General features: G+C 51.9%; 13 protein-coding genes and 19 other annotated features. Of the genes, 5 read left to right on the top strand and 8 right to left on the bottom strand.

All coding sequences use genetic code 11. The annotated features are described in order from the left end of the window. The first annotated feature begins 1 nt into the window (after position 1). Positions 2-2,155 carry a putative efflux (PET) family transporter gene (gene yccS, locus STM1073; protein ID NP_460047.1) on the top strand — a complete coding sequence of 718 codons (2,154 nt, stop codon included), beginning with the start codon at positions 2-4 and terminating at the stop codon, positions 2,153-2,155. Here yccS and yccR read toward each other — a convergent pair. Further along, the gene (yccR, locus tag STM1072; protein ID NP_460046.1) for a putative DNA transformation protein occupies positions 2,142-2,757 on the bottom strand. Within the gene, positions 2,142-2,747 belong to an annotated coding region; the region does not span the whole gene. The genes yccS and yccR overlap by 14 nt on opposite strands. After that, positions 2,752-2,757: a ribosome-binding site (putative RBS for yccR; RegulonDB:STMS1H001348), on the bottom strand. (Overlaps the previous gene by 6 nt.) Before the next feature lie 60 nt (positions 2,758-2,817). Beyond that, positions 2,818-2,826: a -35 signal (putative -35_signal for sulA; RegulonDB:STMLTH004468), on the top strand. Between yccR and sulA the strand changes: the two genes are divergently transcribed. Both sulA and ompA read left to right on the top strand, forming a co-directional pair. Next, positions 2,818-3,473 (top strand): suppressor of lon gene (gene sulA, locus STM1071; RefSeq protein NP_460045.1). Within the gene, positions 2,964-3,473 belong to an annotated coding region; the region does not span the whole gene. Its footprint overlaps the feature before it by 9 nt. Beyond that, positions 2,837-2,845: a -10 signal (putative -10_signal for sulA; RegulonDB:STMLTH004468), on the top strand. (Overlaps the previous gene by 9 nt.) Then, positions 2,923-2,945 (top strand) — a protein binding site (putative binding site for LexA, RegulonDB: STMS1H000248). Next, positions 2,953-2,958, top strand: a ribosome-binding site (putative RBS for sulA; RegulonDB:STMS1H001347). Before the next feature lie 171 nt (positions 3,474-3,644). After that, positions 3,645-3,665 (top strand) — a protein binding site (putative binding site for CRP, RegulonDB: STMS1H000091). Between the two features lie 36 nt (positions 3,666-3,701). After that, positions 3,702-3,710, top strand: a -35 signal (putative -35_signal for ompA; RegulonDB:STMLTH004467). Then, positions 3,702-4,882, top strand: a protein-coding gene (gene ompA / locus STM1070) for a putative membrane component hydrogenase (protein ID NP_460044.1). Within the gene, positions 3,830-4,882 belong to an annotated coding region; the region does not span the whole gene. It overlaps the preceding feature by 9 nt. Then, positions 3,721-3,729 (top strand) — a -10 signal (putative -10_signal for ompA; RegulonDB:STMLTH004467). Its footprint overlaps the gene before it by 9 nt. Next, positions 3,818-3,823, top strand: a ribosome-binding site (putative RBS for ompA; RegulonDB:STMS1H001346). A 71-nt stretch (positions 4,883-4,953) precedes the next feature. Here ompA and ycbG read toward each other — a convergent pair. Continuing rightward, positions 4,954-5,426, bottom strand: a protein-coding gene (gene ycbG, locus STM1069; protein NP_460043.1) for a putative cytoplasmic protein. Within the gene, positions 4,954-5,406 belong to an annotated coding region; the region does not span the whole gene. Next, positions 5,421-5,426, bottom strand: a ribosome-binding site (putative RBS for ycbG; RegulonDB:STMS1H001345). It overlaps the preceding gene by 6 nt. A 165-nt stretch (positions 5,427-5,591) precedes the next feature. Between ycbG and lonH the strand changes: the two genes are divergently transcribed. Beyond that, positions 5,592-7,352, top strand: coding sequence for a putative protease (lonH, locus tag STM1068; RefSeq protein NP_460042.1), 1,761 nt, complete (start codon positions 5,592-5,594; stop codon positions 7,350-7,352). Continuing rightward, positions 7,349-7,367, top strand: a protein binding site (putative binding site for FadR, RegulonDB: STMS1H000179). It overlaps the preceding gene by 4 nt. Further along, positions 7,356-7,364: a -35 signal (putative -35_signal for fabA; RegulonDB:STMLTH004466), on the top strand. Its footprint overlaps the feature before it by 9 nt. Next, the gene (gene fabA / locus STM1067) for a beta-hydroxydecanoyl thioester dehydrase (protein NP_460041.1) occupies positions 7,356-7,939 on the top strand. Within the gene, positions 7,421-7,939 belong to an annotated coding region; the region does not span the whole gene. It overlaps the preceding feature by 9 nt. Next, positions 7,372-7,380 (top strand) — a -10 signal (putative -10_signal for fabA; RegulonDB:STMLTH004466). It overlaps the preceding gene by 9 nt. Then, positions 7,405-7,410 (top strand) — a ribosome-binding site (putative RBS for fabA; RegulonDB:STMS1H001344). A 99-nt stretch (positions 7,940-8,038) precedes the next feature. Here the strand turns inward: fabA and rmf are convergent. The 6 genes from rmf to ycbY form a co-directional block, all read right to left on the bottom strand. After that, the gene (rmf, locus tag STM1066; RefSeq protein ID NP_460040.1) for a ribosome modulation factor (involved in dimerization of 70S ribosomes) occupies positions 8,039-8,220 on the bottom strand. Within the gene, positions 8,039-8,206 belong to an annotated coding region; the region does not span the whole gene. Beyond that, positions 8,215-8,220 (bottom strand) — a ribosome-binding site (putative RBS for rmf; RegulonDB:STMS1H001343). It overlaps the preceding gene by 6 nt. A gap of 241 nt (positions 8,221-8,461) precedes the next feature. After that, the gene (gene ymbA, locus STM1065; protein ID NP_460039.1) for a putative outer membrane protein occupies positions 8,462-9,037 on the bottom strand. Within the gene, positions 8,462-9,025 belong to an annotated coding region; the region does not span the whole gene. Beyond that, positions 9,022-10,678, bottom strand: a protein-coding gene (pqiB, locus tag STM1064; RefSeq protein NP_460038.1) for a paraquat-inducible protein B. Within the gene, positions 9,022-10,662 belong to an annotated coding region; the region does not span the whole gene. Before pqiB ends, ymbA begins: the two co-directional genes overlap by 16 nt. Then, positions 9,032-9,037 (bottom strand) — a ribosome-binding site (putative RBS for ymbA; RegulonDB:STMS1H001342). (Overlaps the previous gene by 6 nt.) Next, the gene (pqiA, locus tag STM1063) for a paraquat-inducible protein A (protein ID NP_460037.1) occupies positions 10,667-11,931 on the bottom strand. Within the gene, positions 10,667-11,920 belong to an annotated coding region; the region does not span the whole gene. The genes pqiB and pqiA overlap by 12 nt, the downstream gene beginning before the upstream one ends. Further along, positions 10,673-10,678, bottom strand: a ribosome-binding site (putative RBS for pqiB; RegulonDB:STMS1H001341). It overlaps the preceding gene by 6 nt. Further along, positions 11,926-11,931: a ribosome-binding site (putative RBS for pqiA; RegulonDB:STMS1H001340), on the bottom strand. Its footprint lies within the gene pqiA. A gap of 3 nt (positions 11,932-11,934) precedes the next feature. After that, positions 11,935-13,854, bottom strand: a protein-coding gene (gene uup / locus STM1062) for a putative ATPase component of ABC transporter (RefSeq protein NP_460036.1). Within the gene, positions 11,935-13,842 belong to an annotated coding region; the region does not span the whole gene. Then, positions 13,849-13,854, bottom strand: a ribosome-binding site (putative RBS for uup; RegulonDB:STMS1H001339). (Overlaps the previous gene by 6 nt.) Further along, positions 13,855-15,963, bottom strand: a complete 2,109-nt coding sequence (gene ycbY / locus STM1061; protein NP_460035.1) for a putative N6-adenine-specific DNA methylase — start codon at positions 15,961-15,963, stop codon at positions 13,855-13,857. Positions 15,964-16,042 lie beyond the last annotated feature (79 nt).

Raw genomic sequence — 16,042 nt, 5'->3', positions numbered from 1 at the left:
TATGTTAAGTCCGTTGATTCGCCGTTATACCTGGAACAGTACCTGGCTGTATTACATCCGCATTTTTATCGCTCTGTGCGGCACCACCGCCCTGCCCTGGTGGCTGGGCGACGTCAAACTTACCATCCCGCTCACGCTCGGTATGGTTGCCGCGGCGCTAACCGATCTCGACGATCGCCTTGCCGGACGCTTGCGTAATTTAATCATTACCTTAATTTGCTTTTTTATCGCGTCGGCTTCTGTGGAGCTGCTCTTTCCCTGGCCGTGGCTATTTGCGTTGGGCTTAACGTTATCCACCAGCGGGTTTATTCTGTTGGGAGGACTGGGGCAACGCTATGCCACCATCGCGTTCGGCGCGTTACTCATTGCCATCTATACGATGCTGGGTACCTCTTTATACGATCACTGGTATCAGCAACCACTGCTCCTGCTGGCAGGCGCAGTATGGTATAACCTACTGACGCTAACCGGGCATCTGCTATTTCCGATCCGTCCGTTGCAGGATAATCTGGCACGCAGTTACGAACAGTTAGCGCACTATCTGGAACTGAAATCACGTCTGTTTGATCCTGATATTGAAGATGAAAGCCAGGCGCCGCTCTATGATTTAGCGTTAGCGAACGGGCAGTTAATGGCGACGCTGAACCAAACGAAAGTGTCGTTGTTGACTCGCCTGCGCGGCGATCGCGGTCAACGCGGTACGCGCCGCACCCTCCATTACTATTTTGTGGCGCAGGATATTCATGAACGCGCCAGTTCTTCGCATATTCAATACCAGACGCTGCGCGATTATTTTCGCCATAGCGACGTCATGTTCCGCTTTCAGCGTCTGATGTCGATGCAGGCGCAGGCCTGTACGCAGCTGGCGCGCTGTATCTTACTGCGTACGCCGTACCAGCATGATCCGCGCTTTGAACGCGTCTTTACCCACATTGACGCCGCGCTTGAACGTATGCGCGCCAGCGGCGCTTCTTTAGAGCTGCTGAATACGCTTGGATTCTTATTAACCAACCTACGCGCTATTGATGCGCAACTAGCGACGATCGAGTCGGAGCAGGCCCAGGCAATGCCGCGCAATGAGTCAGAAAACCAGTTGGCTGATGATAGCCTGCACGGGTTTAGCGACATCTGGCTGCGTCTGAGCCGTAATTTTACCCCGGAGTCCGCTCTCTTTCGCCATGCGGTACGCATGTCGCTGGTATTGTGCATCGGTTATGCTCTCATCCAAATTACCGGGATGCGCCACGGGTACTGGATATTGCTCACCAGCCTGTTCGTTTGCCAGCCTAACTATAACGCGACCCGCCATCGCCTTGCGCTCAGGATTATCGGCACGTTGGTAGGCGTTGCTATCGGCCTGCCGATTTTATGGTTTGTTCCTTCGCTTGAAGGACAGTTAGTTCTGCTGGTGATTACCGGCGTGCTTTTCTTCGCATTCCGTAATGTGCAGTATGCCCATGCGACGATGTTCATCACCCTGCTGGTATTACTCTGCTTTAACCTCCTGGGCGAAGGCTTCGAGGTAGCGTTACCGCGCGTCGTCGACACGTTAATTGGCTGCGCTATCGCCTGGGCTGCGGTCAGCTTTATTTGGCCGGACTGGCGCTTTCGCAACCTTCCCCGGGTACTCCAGCGCGCCACCGATGCTAATTGCCGCTACCTTGATGCGATCCTTGAGCAATATCACCAGGGACGGGATAACCGCCTGGCCTATCGCATTGCCAGACGCGACGCGCACAACCGCGATGCAGAACTGGCATCCGTGGTTTCTAATATGTCGAGCGAACCCGACGTCACGGCTGAAACCCGGGAGGCGGCGTTCAGGCTGCTTTGCCTCAATCACACTTTTACCAGCTATATCTCCGCCCTCGGCGCGCACCGCGAAAAGCTCAGTAATCCGGACGTGTTGGGGCTTCTGGATGACGCGGTCTGCTACGTTGATGATGCGCTTCATCATCAACCTGAAGACGAACAGCGCGTACACCAGGCGCTGGAGGGTTTAAAGCAGCGAGTTCAGTCACTGGAAACACGTCCGGACAGCAAAGAACCTCTGGTTGTTCAACAAATTGGTTTGCTCATTGCCTTACTGCCCGAGATTGGACGCTTGCAACGGCAAATTTCACCGCCGATTTCTACATTAATTACCCAGCCGTAAGCGAATGAGCCCAGTCGGCAAGCTCCTGGCGACGACTCGCCGGGAGCGCCGCTTCATGTACGCCGACAATTGCGCCTTCCAGGGCATACAAAACTTTCACCGTCAGCAAGGGATTGCTTTGTCGCAACCTTAGCCAGCACATTTTCGCGCCCAGTATGCGTAACATATTTTCGTCCTTTATCCCTGACTCATTGAGCAATGTTTCCAGATGGAAGGTCATATTGGGGAGATCTTTGAGTCTGTGCTGTAAAATACGGCTGTGTTTTTCCTTCATTGCCGCGTCAAGAGAATACTTCGATAAACGCACCAGCTGCTGCTGATCGCGCCACAGGCTTTCATCCACCCGGTAATAGTTGAGCATAACGGGACGTCCACATTTCATAAACATGAGCCAGGCGGGAGGATGCTTCACACAGTAGGGTACGCTTTCTTCACAGGCGCGGAGATAAAGCTCGCCATTAGCCACCATCGCAAAGACGGTATCCTCCACGGTCAGACTATAGCTACCGAATAAAGATCGATACTGGATCGTCCCCAAAGAGGCCAAATATTCTTGCGATTTATAGATCCTGTCATAAGAGAGTGCTCTCATAAAATTCCTTTTAAATCATAAAGTAAAAGAATAATTTGCAGTAACGGATCCGTTAATGACGAAAATAGGCAACTTATACTCCGCGAGCAAGATGATTTTTATTTTTGACGCCACTAAGAATAAAAATTGCGAGACAGTTTCCGAAAATAGAGTTGATCTTTCATCGCCACAGGGGTACTGTATGAATATACAGTAACTCACAGGGCTGGATTGATTATGTACACTTCAGGTTATGCAAATCGTTCTTCGTCATTTCCTACCACTACCCACAACGCTGCGCGCACCGCTACGGAAAATGCCGCGGCAGGACTGGTCAGTGAAGTTGTCTACCACGAAGACCAGCCCATGATGGCGCAACTCCTGCTTTTGCCTTTACTCCGTCAGTTAGGCCAACAATCACGATGGCAGCTCTGGCTCACGCCGCAGCAAAAGCTCAGCCGTGAATGGGTACAGTCTTCAGGTTTGCCATTAACGAAAGTGATGCAAATTAGCCAGCTTGCGCCTCGTCATACGCTGGAGTCGATGATCCGCGCTTTGCGTACAGGAAATTACAGCGTGGTAATTGGTTGGATGACTGAAGAACTGACAGAAGAAGAACATGCCAGCCTGGTTGAAGCAGCGAAGGTAGGTAATGCGGTAGGGTTTATCATGCGCCCTGTACGTGCGCACGCTTTACCCAGGAGACAGCATTCCGGGCTAAAAATTCACTCTAATTTGTATCATTAAGTAAAATTAGGATTTATCCTGGACTTTTTTTTACGCGAACGTATCTCCTTTGAGTGCTAACGTTTTTTTTGCGAGAACGCTTGTCAGAAGCGGTTTCCGCAATTTTTGCTGTACGATTTATCATCTGAAACTGTTAAATGATGTGTATATCCGTCATGTTTTTTTCACATGTCTGACGGAGTTCACACTTGTAAGTTTCCAACTACGTTGTAGACTTTACATCGCCAGGGGTGCTCAGCATAAGCCGTAGATATCGGTAGAGTAACTATTGAGCAGATCCCCCGGTGAAGGATTTAACCGTGTTATCTCGTTGGAGATATTCATGGCGTATTTTGGATGATAACGAGGCGCAAAAAATGAAAAAGACAGCTATCGCGATTGCAGTGGCACTGGCTGGTTTCGCTACCGTAGCGCAGGCCGCTCCGAAAGATAACACCTGGTACGCTGGTGCTAAACTGGGCTGGTCTCAGTACCATGACACCGGCTTCATTCACAATGATGGCCCGACTCATGAAAACCAACTGGGCGCAGGTGCTTTTGGTGGTTACCAGGTTAACCCGTATGTTGGCTTTGAAATGGGCTACGACTGGTTAGGCCGTATGCCGTACAAAGGCGACAACATCAATGGCGCTTATAAAGCTCAGGGCGTTCAGTTGACCGCTAAACTGGGTTATCCAATCACTGACGATCTGGACGTTTATACCCGTCTGGGTGGTATGGTATGGCGTGCAGACACCAAGTCTAACGTCCCTGGCGGCCCGTCTACTAAAGACCACGACACCGGCGTTTCCCCGGTATTCGCGGGCGGTATCGAGTATGCTATCACCCCTGAAATCGCAACCCGTCTGGAATACCAGTGGACTAACAACATCGGTGATGCCAACACCATCGGCACCCGTCCGGACAACGGCCTGCTGAGCGTAGGTGTTTCCTACCGTTTCGGCCAGCAAGAAGCTGCTCCGGTAGTAGCTCCGGCACCAGCTCCGGCTCCGGAAGTACAGACCAAGCACTTCACTCTGAAGTCTGACGTACTGTTCAACTTCAACAAATCTACCCTGAAGCCGGAAGGCCAGCAGGCTCTGGATCAGCTGTACAGCCAGCTGAGCAACCTGGATCCGAAAGACGGTTCCGTTGTCGTTCTGGGCTTCACTGACCGTATCGGTTCTGACGCTTACAACCAGGGTCTGTCCGAGAAACGTGCTCAGTCTGTTGTTGATTACCTGATCTCCAAAGGTATTCCGTCTGACAAAATCTCCGCACGTGGTATGGGCGAATCTAACCCGGTTACCGGCAACACCTGTGACAACGTGAAACCTCGCGCTGCCCTGATCGATTGCCTGGCTCCGGATCGTCGCGTAGAGATCGAAGTTAAAGGCGTTAAAGACGTGGTAACTCAGCCGCAGGCTTAAGTTTCCGTCTGATAAAAAACCCCGCGTCGCGGGGTTTTTTGCTCTGGTCTGGATGACAACGCCTTTCAGCGTTACTTCTTGCCTAATAACGCCTGTAAATCCTGCTTTAACGTGGTCATTTGCGTGGCATATTTCTCTTTATGCTCCGCGTCTTCTATCAGTTGCACAATCGTTTCGGATAATGTTTTACCGCGTCGCTGCGCAAGGCCCGCCAGACGCTGCCAGACCATAAACTCTAAATCGATAGATTTTTTGCGCGTATGCTGATGTTCCGCATTGAAGTGTCGTTTGCGTCTTGCCCGAATGGTTTGTTTCATCCGATTAAGCAAGGCAGGATTCATATGCCTGTCTATCCAGACATTTACCCGCACCGGTTCATTTTCGAGGGCCAACAACAAATTGACGGCTTCCTGGGCAGCACTGGCTTCCACGTAGCGGGTGATCAGCTCCCCTTCGCGGTGCTTTTTCACCAGATATTTCCATTTCCAACCGCTTTCAAGATTTTCAAGTTGTTGATATTTCATTGTGATCCCAATGTTACCGTGTAACTGTTATCAGAATATCAGTTTTTTAGCCATCTGAAGAAAAGAATCTCGAACCTGTGAATGGTTACACGTCTTCATATTACTTTGCATTCGCTTTCCGCGTGTGCAGCGTGACGGGTTAGGCTATAATCCCCCCTTTTACAACAGACTAAAAAACCTCAACTTTGACCATTACGAAACTTGCATGGCGTGATCTGGTTCCGGATAGCGAAAGCTATCAGGAGATATTTGCACAGCCACACGCGACTGACGAAAACGACACCTTACTCAGTGATACTCAGCCACGACTGCAATTTGCGCTTGAGCAACTTATACAGCCGTGGGCATCATCCTCTTTTATGCTGACTAAAGCGCCTGAAGAGCAAGAGTATCTCACTTTACTTTCAGATGCCGTCCGCGCTCTGCAAACCGATGCCGGACAATTAACCGGCGGACATTATGACGTTTCCGGGCATACTGTTCATTACCGCGCCGCGCAGAATGCGCAAGACAACTTTGCCACCGTCACACAAGTCGTCAGCGCGGACTGGGTCGAAGCCGAACAGCTCTTTGGTTGCCTGCGGCAGTATAACGGCGACATTACCCTGCAGCCGGGACTGGTTCATCAGGCAAACGGCGGCGTGCTGATTATTTCCTTACGAACCCTTCTGGCGCAGCCGTTACTATGGATGCGTCTGAAAGCCATCGTTAGCCGCGAGCGTTTTGACTGGGTGGCCTTTGACGAGTCGCGTCCATTACCGGTCTCCGTGCCATCAATGCCGCTCAAACTGAAGGTGATTCTGGTTGGCGAACGTGAATCACTGGCTGATTTTCAGGAGATGGAACCGGAGCTCGCGGAACAGGCTATCTACAGTGAATTTGAAGACAATTTACAGATAGCGGACGCAGAAGCTATGACCCTGTGGTGTCAATGGGTGACGCGTATCGCTTTACGCGATAATTTGCCGCCCCCGGCACCGGATGCCTGGCCCGTTCTGATACGCGAGGCTGTGCGCTATACCGGCGAACAGGATACGCTGCCTCTTTGCCCACTGTGGATAGCCCGCCAGTTTAAGGAGGCATCGCCTTTATGCGAAGGCGATACCTGCGGCGCAGAAGCGCTCAGTCTGATGCTTGCCCGACGCGAATGGCGAGAAGGCTTTCTGGCGGAACGGATGCAGGATGAGATTCTGCAAGAGCAGATCCTGATTGAAACCGAAGGCGAACGCGTTGGACAAATCAATGCGCTTTCCGTCATTGAGTTTCCCGGGCATCCTCGCGCCTTTGGCGAACCGTCGCGAATTAGCTGTGTTGTGCATATCGGCGATGGCGAATTTAATGATATTGAGCGCAAGGCCGAACTTGGCGGAAATATCCACGCTAAGGGAATGATGATTATGCAGGCCTTCCTGATGTCGGAGTTGCAGCTGGAGCAACAAATTCCCTTCTCTGCCTCGTTAACCTTTGAGCAGTCCTACAGCGAAGTGGATGGCGATAGCGCCTCAATGGCGGAATTATGTGCGCTCATCAGCGCACTGGCCAATGTGCCAGTGAATCAAAATATTGCGATTACCGGCTCGGTCGATCAGTTTGGTCGCGCGCAACCGGTGGGCGGGCTAAACGAAAAAATTGAAGGTTTCTTCGCCATCTGCGAGCAGCGGGAATTAAACGGTAAACAGGGCGTGATTATCCCTGCCGCCAATGTCCGCCATCTCAGTCTTAAATCTGAACTGCTGCAAGCGGTTAAAGAAGAGAAGTTCACTATCTGGGCGGTAGACGACGTGACCGACGCCTTACCGCTACTGTTAAATCTGGTGTGGGATGGCGAAGGTCAAACGACGTTGATGCAGACTATCCAGGAGCGTATCGCGCAGGCGACGCAACAGGAAGGCCGTCATCGTTTCCCGTGGCCATTACGTTGGCTGAACGCTTTTATTCCGAACTGATCGGACTTGTTCAGCGTACACGTGTTAGCTATCCTGCGTGCTTCAATAAAATAAGGTTTACATAAAACATGGTAGATAAACGCGAATCCTATACAAAAGAAGACCTTCTTGCCTCTGGTCGTGGTGAACTGTTTGGCGCTAAAGGGCCGCAACTCCCTGCACCGAACATGCTGATGATGGACCGCGTCGTTAAGATGACCGAAACGGGCGGCAATTTCGACAAAGGCTATGTCGAAGCCGAGCTGGATATCAATCCGGATCTATGGTTCTTCGGATGCCACTTTATCGGCGATCCGGTGATGCCCGGTTGTCTGGGTCTGGATGCTATGTGGCAATTGGTGGGATTCTACCTGGGCTGGTTGGGCGGCGAAGGCAAAGGCCGCGCTCTGGGCGTGGGCGAAGTGAAATTTACCGGCCAGGTTCTGCCGACAGCCAGGAAAGTCACCTATCGTATTCATTTCAAACGTATCGTAAACCGTCGCCTGATCATGGGCCTGGCGGACGGTGAGGTTCTGGTGGATGGTCGCCTGATCTATACCGCACACGATTTGAAAGTCGGTTTGTTCCAGGATACTTCCGCGTTCTAAGTGTTGAATTGATATTCCGCGCTATCGGTATCATGCTTGCAAAGCCCATAAAGGCGAAACCTCCGCACTGCGGAGGTTTCTTTTTCTAAAGAGACAGAATCAGGCCATTACCGCCCTGTCCTCCATGGCTTGTCGCCAACCTCCCAACCAGTATGACCGTTGATTCAGCGTCTGATAGGGACACATTTCTTTTGATCGTCCGGCGATGCCGGCCTGATATCCACGTTGATGTGCCCGTTCCAGGCGATCTCGTTTTTGTCTCTTCATGCCTCGTTTCCCTCATATTTGTATCTGGTGGAAAAGAAAACAGTGATTACAAAATGTGCAATCACACTACACGAATACCTCTAAATGGATCGCCCGTCAATGCGCAAAATTCACACCAATGTCATATTTGTGAGCTATACGGTAAATCATTTGTACAAAAAATGTGAGCCATAACAACTATTTTTCCGGCGTCAAAAATAAAAAAACCGCCTCAGGCGCACGACCTGAAGCGGTTAAATTTACATTACTTTTATCTCAGGGAAGGCGCTTTATCTCATCTGCGATAGCGGCTGCTTCCTGACTCCATGCGCTTGCCAGTACTTTGACCATCTCATCATAGCCATCTTTCTGCTGACTGGCTTCGATATGGAAAGGCCGCTTAATCAGCTGTCCATTGTGGTTTAATAACCACTCCCCGCTGACGATAACCTTACCATCGTAGCGTCCATGGAATCCGGTTACGGTAACGTTTAACGTATCCTGGGTGGTTCCCAACGGCTGGGAAGCGACGACCCAGCCAGGAAGCCGGGCGCTAAGATTCGCCACCAGCGTGTTACGTAATTGCTGGTCCAGCGGGCTGGCCCACAGATTGTTATTGGCAATCACATACTGAACATCACTGGTTTGATACACCACGCCGTTACCTGCCAGATAGTCAGGTACGGAAACCTGCTCTACCCATAAGAGACGGTTGCCCTGGCTTGCGGTGCTTTGCACACCGCTTTGCGCTATCGGGAGCTGATAATAGCTTTTATTCTCTCCGCCGGAGCTACATGACGCCAGCCAGAACGCCATTATCACGACTAGCCATTTTTTCATTGTTTCGCCCTCTTAGGCTCAGGATCTTTTTTATCCTTCGCTTCAAATACCAGCGCGTTGCTCTTCTCGTTCAGAGTTTTCAACACCGGTTGTAACTCACGAAGCACCTGATCGAGACGCTGCATATCCGCCACCATTTTGTTATACGCCGCCGATCCAGGCTGGAAGCCTTGCATACTGCGGTTAAGTTCGCGTAACGTCGTTTGCATATCCGCCGGAAGCTGCTGCATCGACTGACTGGAGGTAATCTTGTTCATATTATCCAGCGTGGTTTGCAGCCGACGCATAGTACGCTGGCTTTCAGACAGCGTATTGGTCGCTTGTTCAATCATCGGATTCAACGGCAGGTTGTTGATCTTATCCAACGTTTCCACCAGTCGCTGTTGAATTTGCGCCAGACCGCTGCTGACGGTGGGAATAATTTCATAACCATCAAATTCGCGTAGCCCGGTAATCGGCGGCTCCTTAGGATAAAAGTCCAGATCGACATACAGCGCCCCGGTCACCAGGTTACCGGTTTTAAGCGAAGCGCGTAAACCGCGCTTAAGCAGTTCCGTCAAATGCGCGCCAACATCCGCATTTTCTCCCAATTGCGCTTTCAGACGCTCCGGTTCAATGCGCACCAGCACAGGAATACGGTAATCGTCGTTAAATACCTGGCGCATTTTAGACGCAAAGAAAGGCACTTTGCTTACCGTCCCCAGACGAATACCGCGGAACTCCAGCGGCGCGCCGGGTTGTAATCCGCGCACCGAATCTTTAAAGAACATCAGGTAATCGATATGATCGGTGTACAGCGAATCCTGAATACTTTTTTGATCGTCGTAGAGATTAAACGCCGTTTTTTCGGCGACGGGTTGCCCCTGCTCAAGTCCTTCCGGCACATCAAAACTCACGCCGCCGCCAAACAACGTCGTCAACGATCCCATTTCCACGCGCATTCCCGCCGATGTCAGATCCACAGCGATACCGCTATCTTTCCAGAATCGGACATTACTGGTGACCAATCGATCGTTTGGCGCCTTAATGAACAACTGATAACTCATTGTCCGTTTTTGCGGATCGAAAGAGCTGGTTTCAACGGATCCTACCCGATAACCCCGGAACAGAACGGGATCGCCAGGACTGAGCTGACCGGCCTTTTTGCTGTCCAGAATCACACGAATACCTTTGGCATCGGGCGGCGCCAACGGCGGTGAGTCAAGAAGCTGATAGCTTTCCGGCTGACTGCCCTTACTTCCTGGTTGTAGTTCAATATACGCGCCTGATAGCAGCGTCCCAAGCCCGCTGATGCCTTCACGCCCCACCTGCGGTTTTACCACCCAAAATACCGAGTCTTTATGCAGCAACTTTTCCATACCGGAATGGAGCCGCGCTTTGATTTGTACGTGGGTCAGATCGTCAGTCAGCGTCGCGCTTTCAACCACGCCGACATCCACGCTGCGACTTTTGATCGTCGTTTTTCCGCCTTCAATGCCTTCCGCATTGGTGGTGATTAAGGTAACTTCCGGTCCCTGGTGGCTGTAGTGATAAAACAGAATCCAGGCTCCGATAAGCGCAGTAACAATCGGGAATATCCAGACAGGCGACCAATTTTTCACCTTTTGTACTTTGGCTTCCCCTTTTTTAGGTTCCATGCTATCAGGACTCCTCATGGCCTGGTTCGTACTCACGATCCCACGACAGACGCGGATCAAAGGTCATCGCAGAAAACATTGTCATTATGACGACTAAAGCAAACATCAACGCACCCATCGCAGGATAAATATTCATTAACCCTCCCATACGCACCAGCGCAGAGAGTACGGCAATGACAAAGACATCAATCATTGACCAGCGCCCCACAAACTCCACTACTTCATAAATAAAATGCATCCGTTCACTGTCGCGCTTACCGTGGCCTTTCGCATCCCAACAAAGCCAGGCAATGGCGATCATTTTTAGCGTCGGCACCATAATACTGGCGAGAAAGATAACCGCCGCCACCGGATAAGACCCCTCGCTCCACAGCAAAATCACGCCAGCCAGAATGGTCGACGGCATTTTCGAGCCCAGTAAGTCGGTAATCATAATCGGCAAAATATTGGCGGGCAGATAAAGCATGATCGAGGTAAATAATAACGCCAGCGTCCACTGCAAACTGTTTTTACGCCGGACATAGCCTTTCGTATGGCAACGCGGACAGACGAGACTCTCCGCAGGCAGGATCGCCGTACAGCAGGCGCAAGAACGCAAAGACTGCCGGATACCGGTAATCCCCGGCGTTAACGGCTGCGCCAGTGCAGGCTGCGGGGCGATATCATCCCACAACCAGCGGCGATCGACACACTGGAACGCCCGCAGTTGAACGAGACAAAATAAGCACCAGGGAATAAAGCTGCTGCCGATGCCGATATCGCCGTAAGCCATCAGCTTAACAAAACTGACCAACACCCCGGCGAGAAATATTTCTGCCATTCCCCACGATTTGAGGAGGAAAAAGATCCTTGCCAGCGTTTTTTTTACCGACAACGGCAGACTGGCGCGGTTGACAAGTAATAGAATGGTCACCAGGCAAAATGCCGGCACCAGTTGGACAAATAATAAAAAGAACGTGCCGAGGCTGGCGTAATCTTCAGAAAACATGACGCCGGGGATTTCCAGAAGCGTGACTTCGCTGGTGACGCCCGCGACATTCATATTCACGAAGGGAAAAAGGTTAGAAAGCAGCAACATAAATAGTGCCGCTAACGCATAGGCGGTAGGACGCTGCCGGGGCGCGTCCCACTCGGTCGTTAACGTTGCGCCGCATCGTGGACATGCTGCTTTTTGCCCATGCGAGAGGCGGGGTAAAGCCACCAGCATGTCACATTGCGGGCACAATATGTGCTTCGCAGCATGGTGATGTTCACACATAGGCGCTCCTTTCGTTATGCCCCGTTTTTCAGGCCTTCAAGATACTCCCAACGTTCGAAGGCTTGCTCAAGTTCTTGCTCCGCCTGACTTAAATCGGCCAGAACTTTTTGCGTTTGCTCATGGGGTTGGCTAAAAAAGGCCGCATCCGCAACCTGCGCCTGTAGCGCTTCCAGCTTCGCTTCCAGGTCTTCAAGCTGACCGGGTAACTGCTCCAGCTCGCGCTGCAGTTTATAGCTTAGTTTGCTACTGCCACGTTTTACAATTTCTGCTTTAGGGGCAATAACTTCCTCATTTTTTTTCGCCATCGGCTGTTTCGTCGCCAGATGCTGCTCTTGCTGCGCACGCGCATCATGGTAGCCGCCGATATAACGTCCGATTTTGCCGCCGCCCTCGAAAATCCAGCATTCCGTCACGGTATTATCGACAAATTGCCGATCGTGGCTGACCAGTAGTACCGTGCCCTGATAGCCATCAATTAATTCTTCTAATAGTTCCAGCGTTTCGACGTCAAGATCGTTCGTTGGTTCATCGAGAATTAAAAGATTGCTCGGCTTGAGGAACAGTCGTGCCAGCAGCAGACGGTTACGTTCGCCGCCGGAAAGCGCACGGACGGGTGTCATCGCCCGTTTGGGGTGAAACAGGAAGTCCTGCAAATAGCCCAGTACATGGCGCGGCTTACCGTTTACCATCACCTCTTGCTTGCCTTCCGCAAGGTTATCCATCACGGTTTTTTCCGGATCCAGTTCGGCGCGATGCTGATCGAAGTAGGCGACTTCCAGCTTCGTTCCTACGTGGATGCGCCCGCTGTCAGCCTGAAGCTGTCCCAGCATCAGTTTCAGTAGCGTGGTTTTACCGCAGCCGTTCGGGCCAATTAACGCAATCTTGTCGCCGCGCTGTACCTGAGCGGAGAAATCTTTTACCAGTTGTTTTCCTTCTACCTGGTAATCGACGTTTTCCATCTCAAAAACGATTTTACCGGAGCGCGTCGCCTCTTCGACCTGCATCTTCGCCGTGCCCATCACTTCCCGGCGCTCGCTGCGTTCACGACGCATCGCTTTTAACGCCCGCACGCGCCCTTCATTACGGGTGCGGCGCGCCTTGATACCCTGGCGAATCCAGACTTCTTCCTGCGCCAGTTTGCGATCAAATTCCGCGTTTTGTAATTCTTCTACGCGCAGCGCTTCTTCTTTCTCCAGCAGGTATTGATCGTAATTTCCCGGATAGGTGACCAGTTTGCCACGATCGAGATCGACAATGCGGGTTGCCATATTGCGAATAAACGAACGATCGTGAGAGATAAAAATAATCGTTCCGTTAAAGGTTTTCAGAAACCCTTCCAGCCAGTCGATAGTTTCGATATCCAGATGGTTAGTCGGTTCATCCAGTAACAATACGCGCGGATTGCTGACCAGCGCCCGACCCAGCGCGGCTTTACGCAACCAGCCGCCGGAGAGCGACGACAGCGCGGCGTTAGGATCGAGTCCAAGCTGCGCCAGCACTTCATTAATACGGTTTTCCAGCTGCCACAGATTATGATGATCGAGCTGTTCCTGTACGCGCGCCATTTCATTGAGGTTTTTCTCGCTGGGATCGGTCATCACCAGACGGGAAATCTCATGATAGCGCTTGAGGTATTCCGCTTGTTCTTCGATACCTTCGGCGACAAAGTCATAGACGCTGCCCGCAATATTACGGGGCGGGTCCTGTTGCAGACGCGCGACGATCAGATCCTGCTCATAAATAATACGCCCATCGTCCAGACCCTGTTCGCGGTTGAGGATCTTCATCAAGGTGGATTTCCCGGCGCCGTTACGCCCCACCAGACAGACGCGTTCGTTATCTTCGATATGCAACTCTGCGTTATCGAGAAGCGGCGCGTCGCTGAACGACAGCCATGCGCCATGCATACTGATTAATGACATTTACTTTTCCTTTCAGGCGGCGCGGATCAGCCAGCAGTTATGAATCTGACGGTTACGGGCAAAATCCGGGGAGAGCGTTTTTTGCGTAATTTCTTGTGCGGTAAGCCCCAGTTCCGCCAGCCCTTCCAGATCCATACGGAATCCGCGCTTATTATTTGAGAACATGATGGTGCCGCCTTTACGCAGCAGGCGTTTTAAATCTTTCATTAACGCGACATGATCGCGCTGAACATCAAACGACTCTTCCATACGTTTTGAGTTAGAGAACGTCGGCGGATCGATAAAGATCAAATCGAACTGTTCATTCGCCTCGCGCAGCCAGCCCAGGCAGTCGGCCTGAATCAGGCGATGCGCGCGGCCGCTCAGTCCGTTCAGACGCAAATTACGTTCGGCCCACTCCAGATAGGTGCGGGACATATCCACCGTTGTGGTGCTGCGCGCGCCGCCCAGACCCGCATGTACGCTGGCGCTGCCGGTATAAGAAAAGAGATTCAGGAAATCTTTGCCTTTGCTCATTTCTCCCAGCATTCTGCGGGCAATACGGTGATCGAGGAACAGACCGGTGTCGAGATAATCCGTCAGATTTACCCATAAGCGCGCATTATATTCGCTGACCTCAAGGAACTCGCCCTTCTCGCTCATTTTCTGATACTGGTTTTTTCCTTTTTGCCGTTCACGGGTTTTTAACACCAGTTTATTCGGCGGAATACCGAGCACTGACAAGGTTGCCGCAATAATATCGAACAGACGTTGCCGCGCTTTTTGCGCATCCACCGTTTTCGGCGGCGCATATTCCTGAATCACCGCCCAGTCGCCGTAACGGTCTACCGCCACGTTATATTCCGGCAGGTCGGCATCATACAAGCGATAGCATTCAATCCCTTCCTGGCGCGCCCATTTCTCCAGCTTTTTAAGATTTTTACGCAGGCGATTAGCGTAATCTTCCGCCACCGTCGCCGGTTTACTGTCCGCCGTGGTTTCCGCAATATGATAGTTTTTCTGCACGCAGTCCAGCGGGCCATTCTTGGCTTTAAACTGTTTGTCGGCACGTAATTGCAGGCTGCCCAGCAGATCGGGCGAAGCGCTGAACAGCGACAGGTTCCAGCCGCCAAACTGATTTTTCATGGTACGGCCCAGCAGGCTGTGCAACGCAATCAGCGCCGGTTCGCTGTCCAGACGTTCGCCGTAAGGCGGGTTACTGATCACCGTACCATACGGGCCTTTCGGCAATGGATTACTCAGTTGCGCCACATCTTTCACTTCAAAGGTGATAAGCTCGCCGATACCGGCGCGACGGGCGTTGCTGCGCGCCCGCTCAATGACGCGCGCATCGCTGTCGGAACCGTAGAAATGAGAGGAATACTCCGCCAGCCCCTTACGCGCCCGGGTCTGCGCTTCGGCTTTCACTTCCTGCCAGATAGTTTCGTCATGCTGTGCCCAGCCGCTAAATCCCCAGTGACCACGGTGCAGGCCCGGCGCGCGATCGGTCGCCCACATCGCGGCCTCAATCAACAGTGTCCCCGAACCACACATAGGGTCGAGCAGCGGCGTACCTGGTTGCCAGCCGGAACGCATAACAATCGCTGCCGCCAGCGTCTCTTTAATTGGCGCCAGCCCGGTGCGATCGCGATAACCGCGCAGGTGCAGGCCATCACCACTGAGATCCAGCGCAATGCTGGCAGTTTCTTTATTCAGCCAGACGTTAATACGGAGGTCCGGCGATTCGCGGTCCACATTTGGACGCGGAAGATTTTTCCGCGTAAACGCATCGACAATCGCGTCTTTAACTTTCATCGCGCCATACTGACTATTACGGATGGTGTCGTTCAGGCCGCTGAAATGCACCGCAAACGTCGCGCCAGGATTAAAAATCTCTGTCCAGTTTATCGCCTGAACGCCGAGGTAAAGATCGAGATCGCTGTAGACCTTGCACTCACCCATCGGCAGGATAATACGCGAGGCCAGGCGGCTCCACATCAGGCTCTGGTAAATAAGCCGCGTGTCGCCCTGAAAATGGACCCCACCCTGAACAACCTGACACCCTACGGCGCCCAGTTTTTCCAGTTCAGTTTTTAACAGCTCTTCCAGCCCGCGGGCCGTACTGGCAAACAGAGAATTCATATTGTCACTTTTACGCTAAGAAAATTGTTGCGCATTATAGCTAATCTCACGCCCATGTCATAAAGTTGAAGGCTTATTT

Source organism: Salmonella enterica subsp. enterica serovar Typhimurium str. LT2 (assembly GCF_000006945.2).
GTDB lineage: Bacteria > Pseudomonadota > Gammaproteobacteria > Enterobacterales > Enterobacteriaceae > Salmonella > Salmonella enterica.
Note: the sequence above shows the minus strand (reverse complement) of the source record. Positions and strands in the feature narration are given on the sequence as shown.

Coding starts and splice junctions, on each gene's coding strand:
- ompA (NP_460044.1), top strand. CDS start 3,830: ATGAAAAAGACAGCTATCGCGATTGCAGTGGCACTGGCTGGTTTCGCT.
- pqiB (NP_460038.1), bottom strand. CDS start 10,662: ATGGAACCTAAAAAAGGGGAAGCCAAAGTACAAAAGGTGAAAAATTGG.
- ymbA (NP_460039.1), bottom strand. CDS start 9,025: ATGAAAAAATGGCTAGTCGTGATAATGGCGTTCTGGCTGGCGTCATGT.
- ycbG (NP_460043.1), bottom strand. CDS start 5,406: ATGAAATATCAACAACTTGAAAATCTTGAAAGCGGTTGGAAATGGAAA.
- yccR (NP_460046.1), bottom strand. CDS start 2,747: ATGAGAGCACTCTCTTATGACAGGATCTATAAATCGCAAGAATATTTG.
- rmf (NP_460040.1), bottom strand. CDS start 8,206: ATGAAGAGACAAAAACGAGATCGCCTGGAACGGGCACATCAACGTGGA.
- uup (NP_460036.1), bottom strand. CDS start 13,842: ATGTCATTAATCAGTATGCATGGCGCATGGCTGTCGTTCAGCGACGCG.
- fabA (NP_460041.1), top strand. CDS start 7,421: ATGGTAGATAAACGCGAATCCTATACAAAAGAAGACCTTCTTGCCTCT.
- pqiA (NP_460037.1), bottom strand. CDS start 11,920: ATGTGTGAACATCACCATGCTGCGAAGCACATATTGTGCCCGCAATGT.
- yccS (NP_460047.1), top strand. CDS start 2: ATGTTAAGTCCGTTGATTCGCCGTTATACCTGGAACAGTACCTGGCTG.
- ycbY (NP_460035.1), bottom strand. CDS start 15,963: ATGAATTCTCTGTTTGCCAGTACGGCCCGCGGGCTGGAAGAGCTGTTA.
- sulA (NP_460045.1), top strand. CDS start 2,964: ATGTACACTTCAGGTTATGCAAATCGTTCTTCGTCATTTCCTACCACT.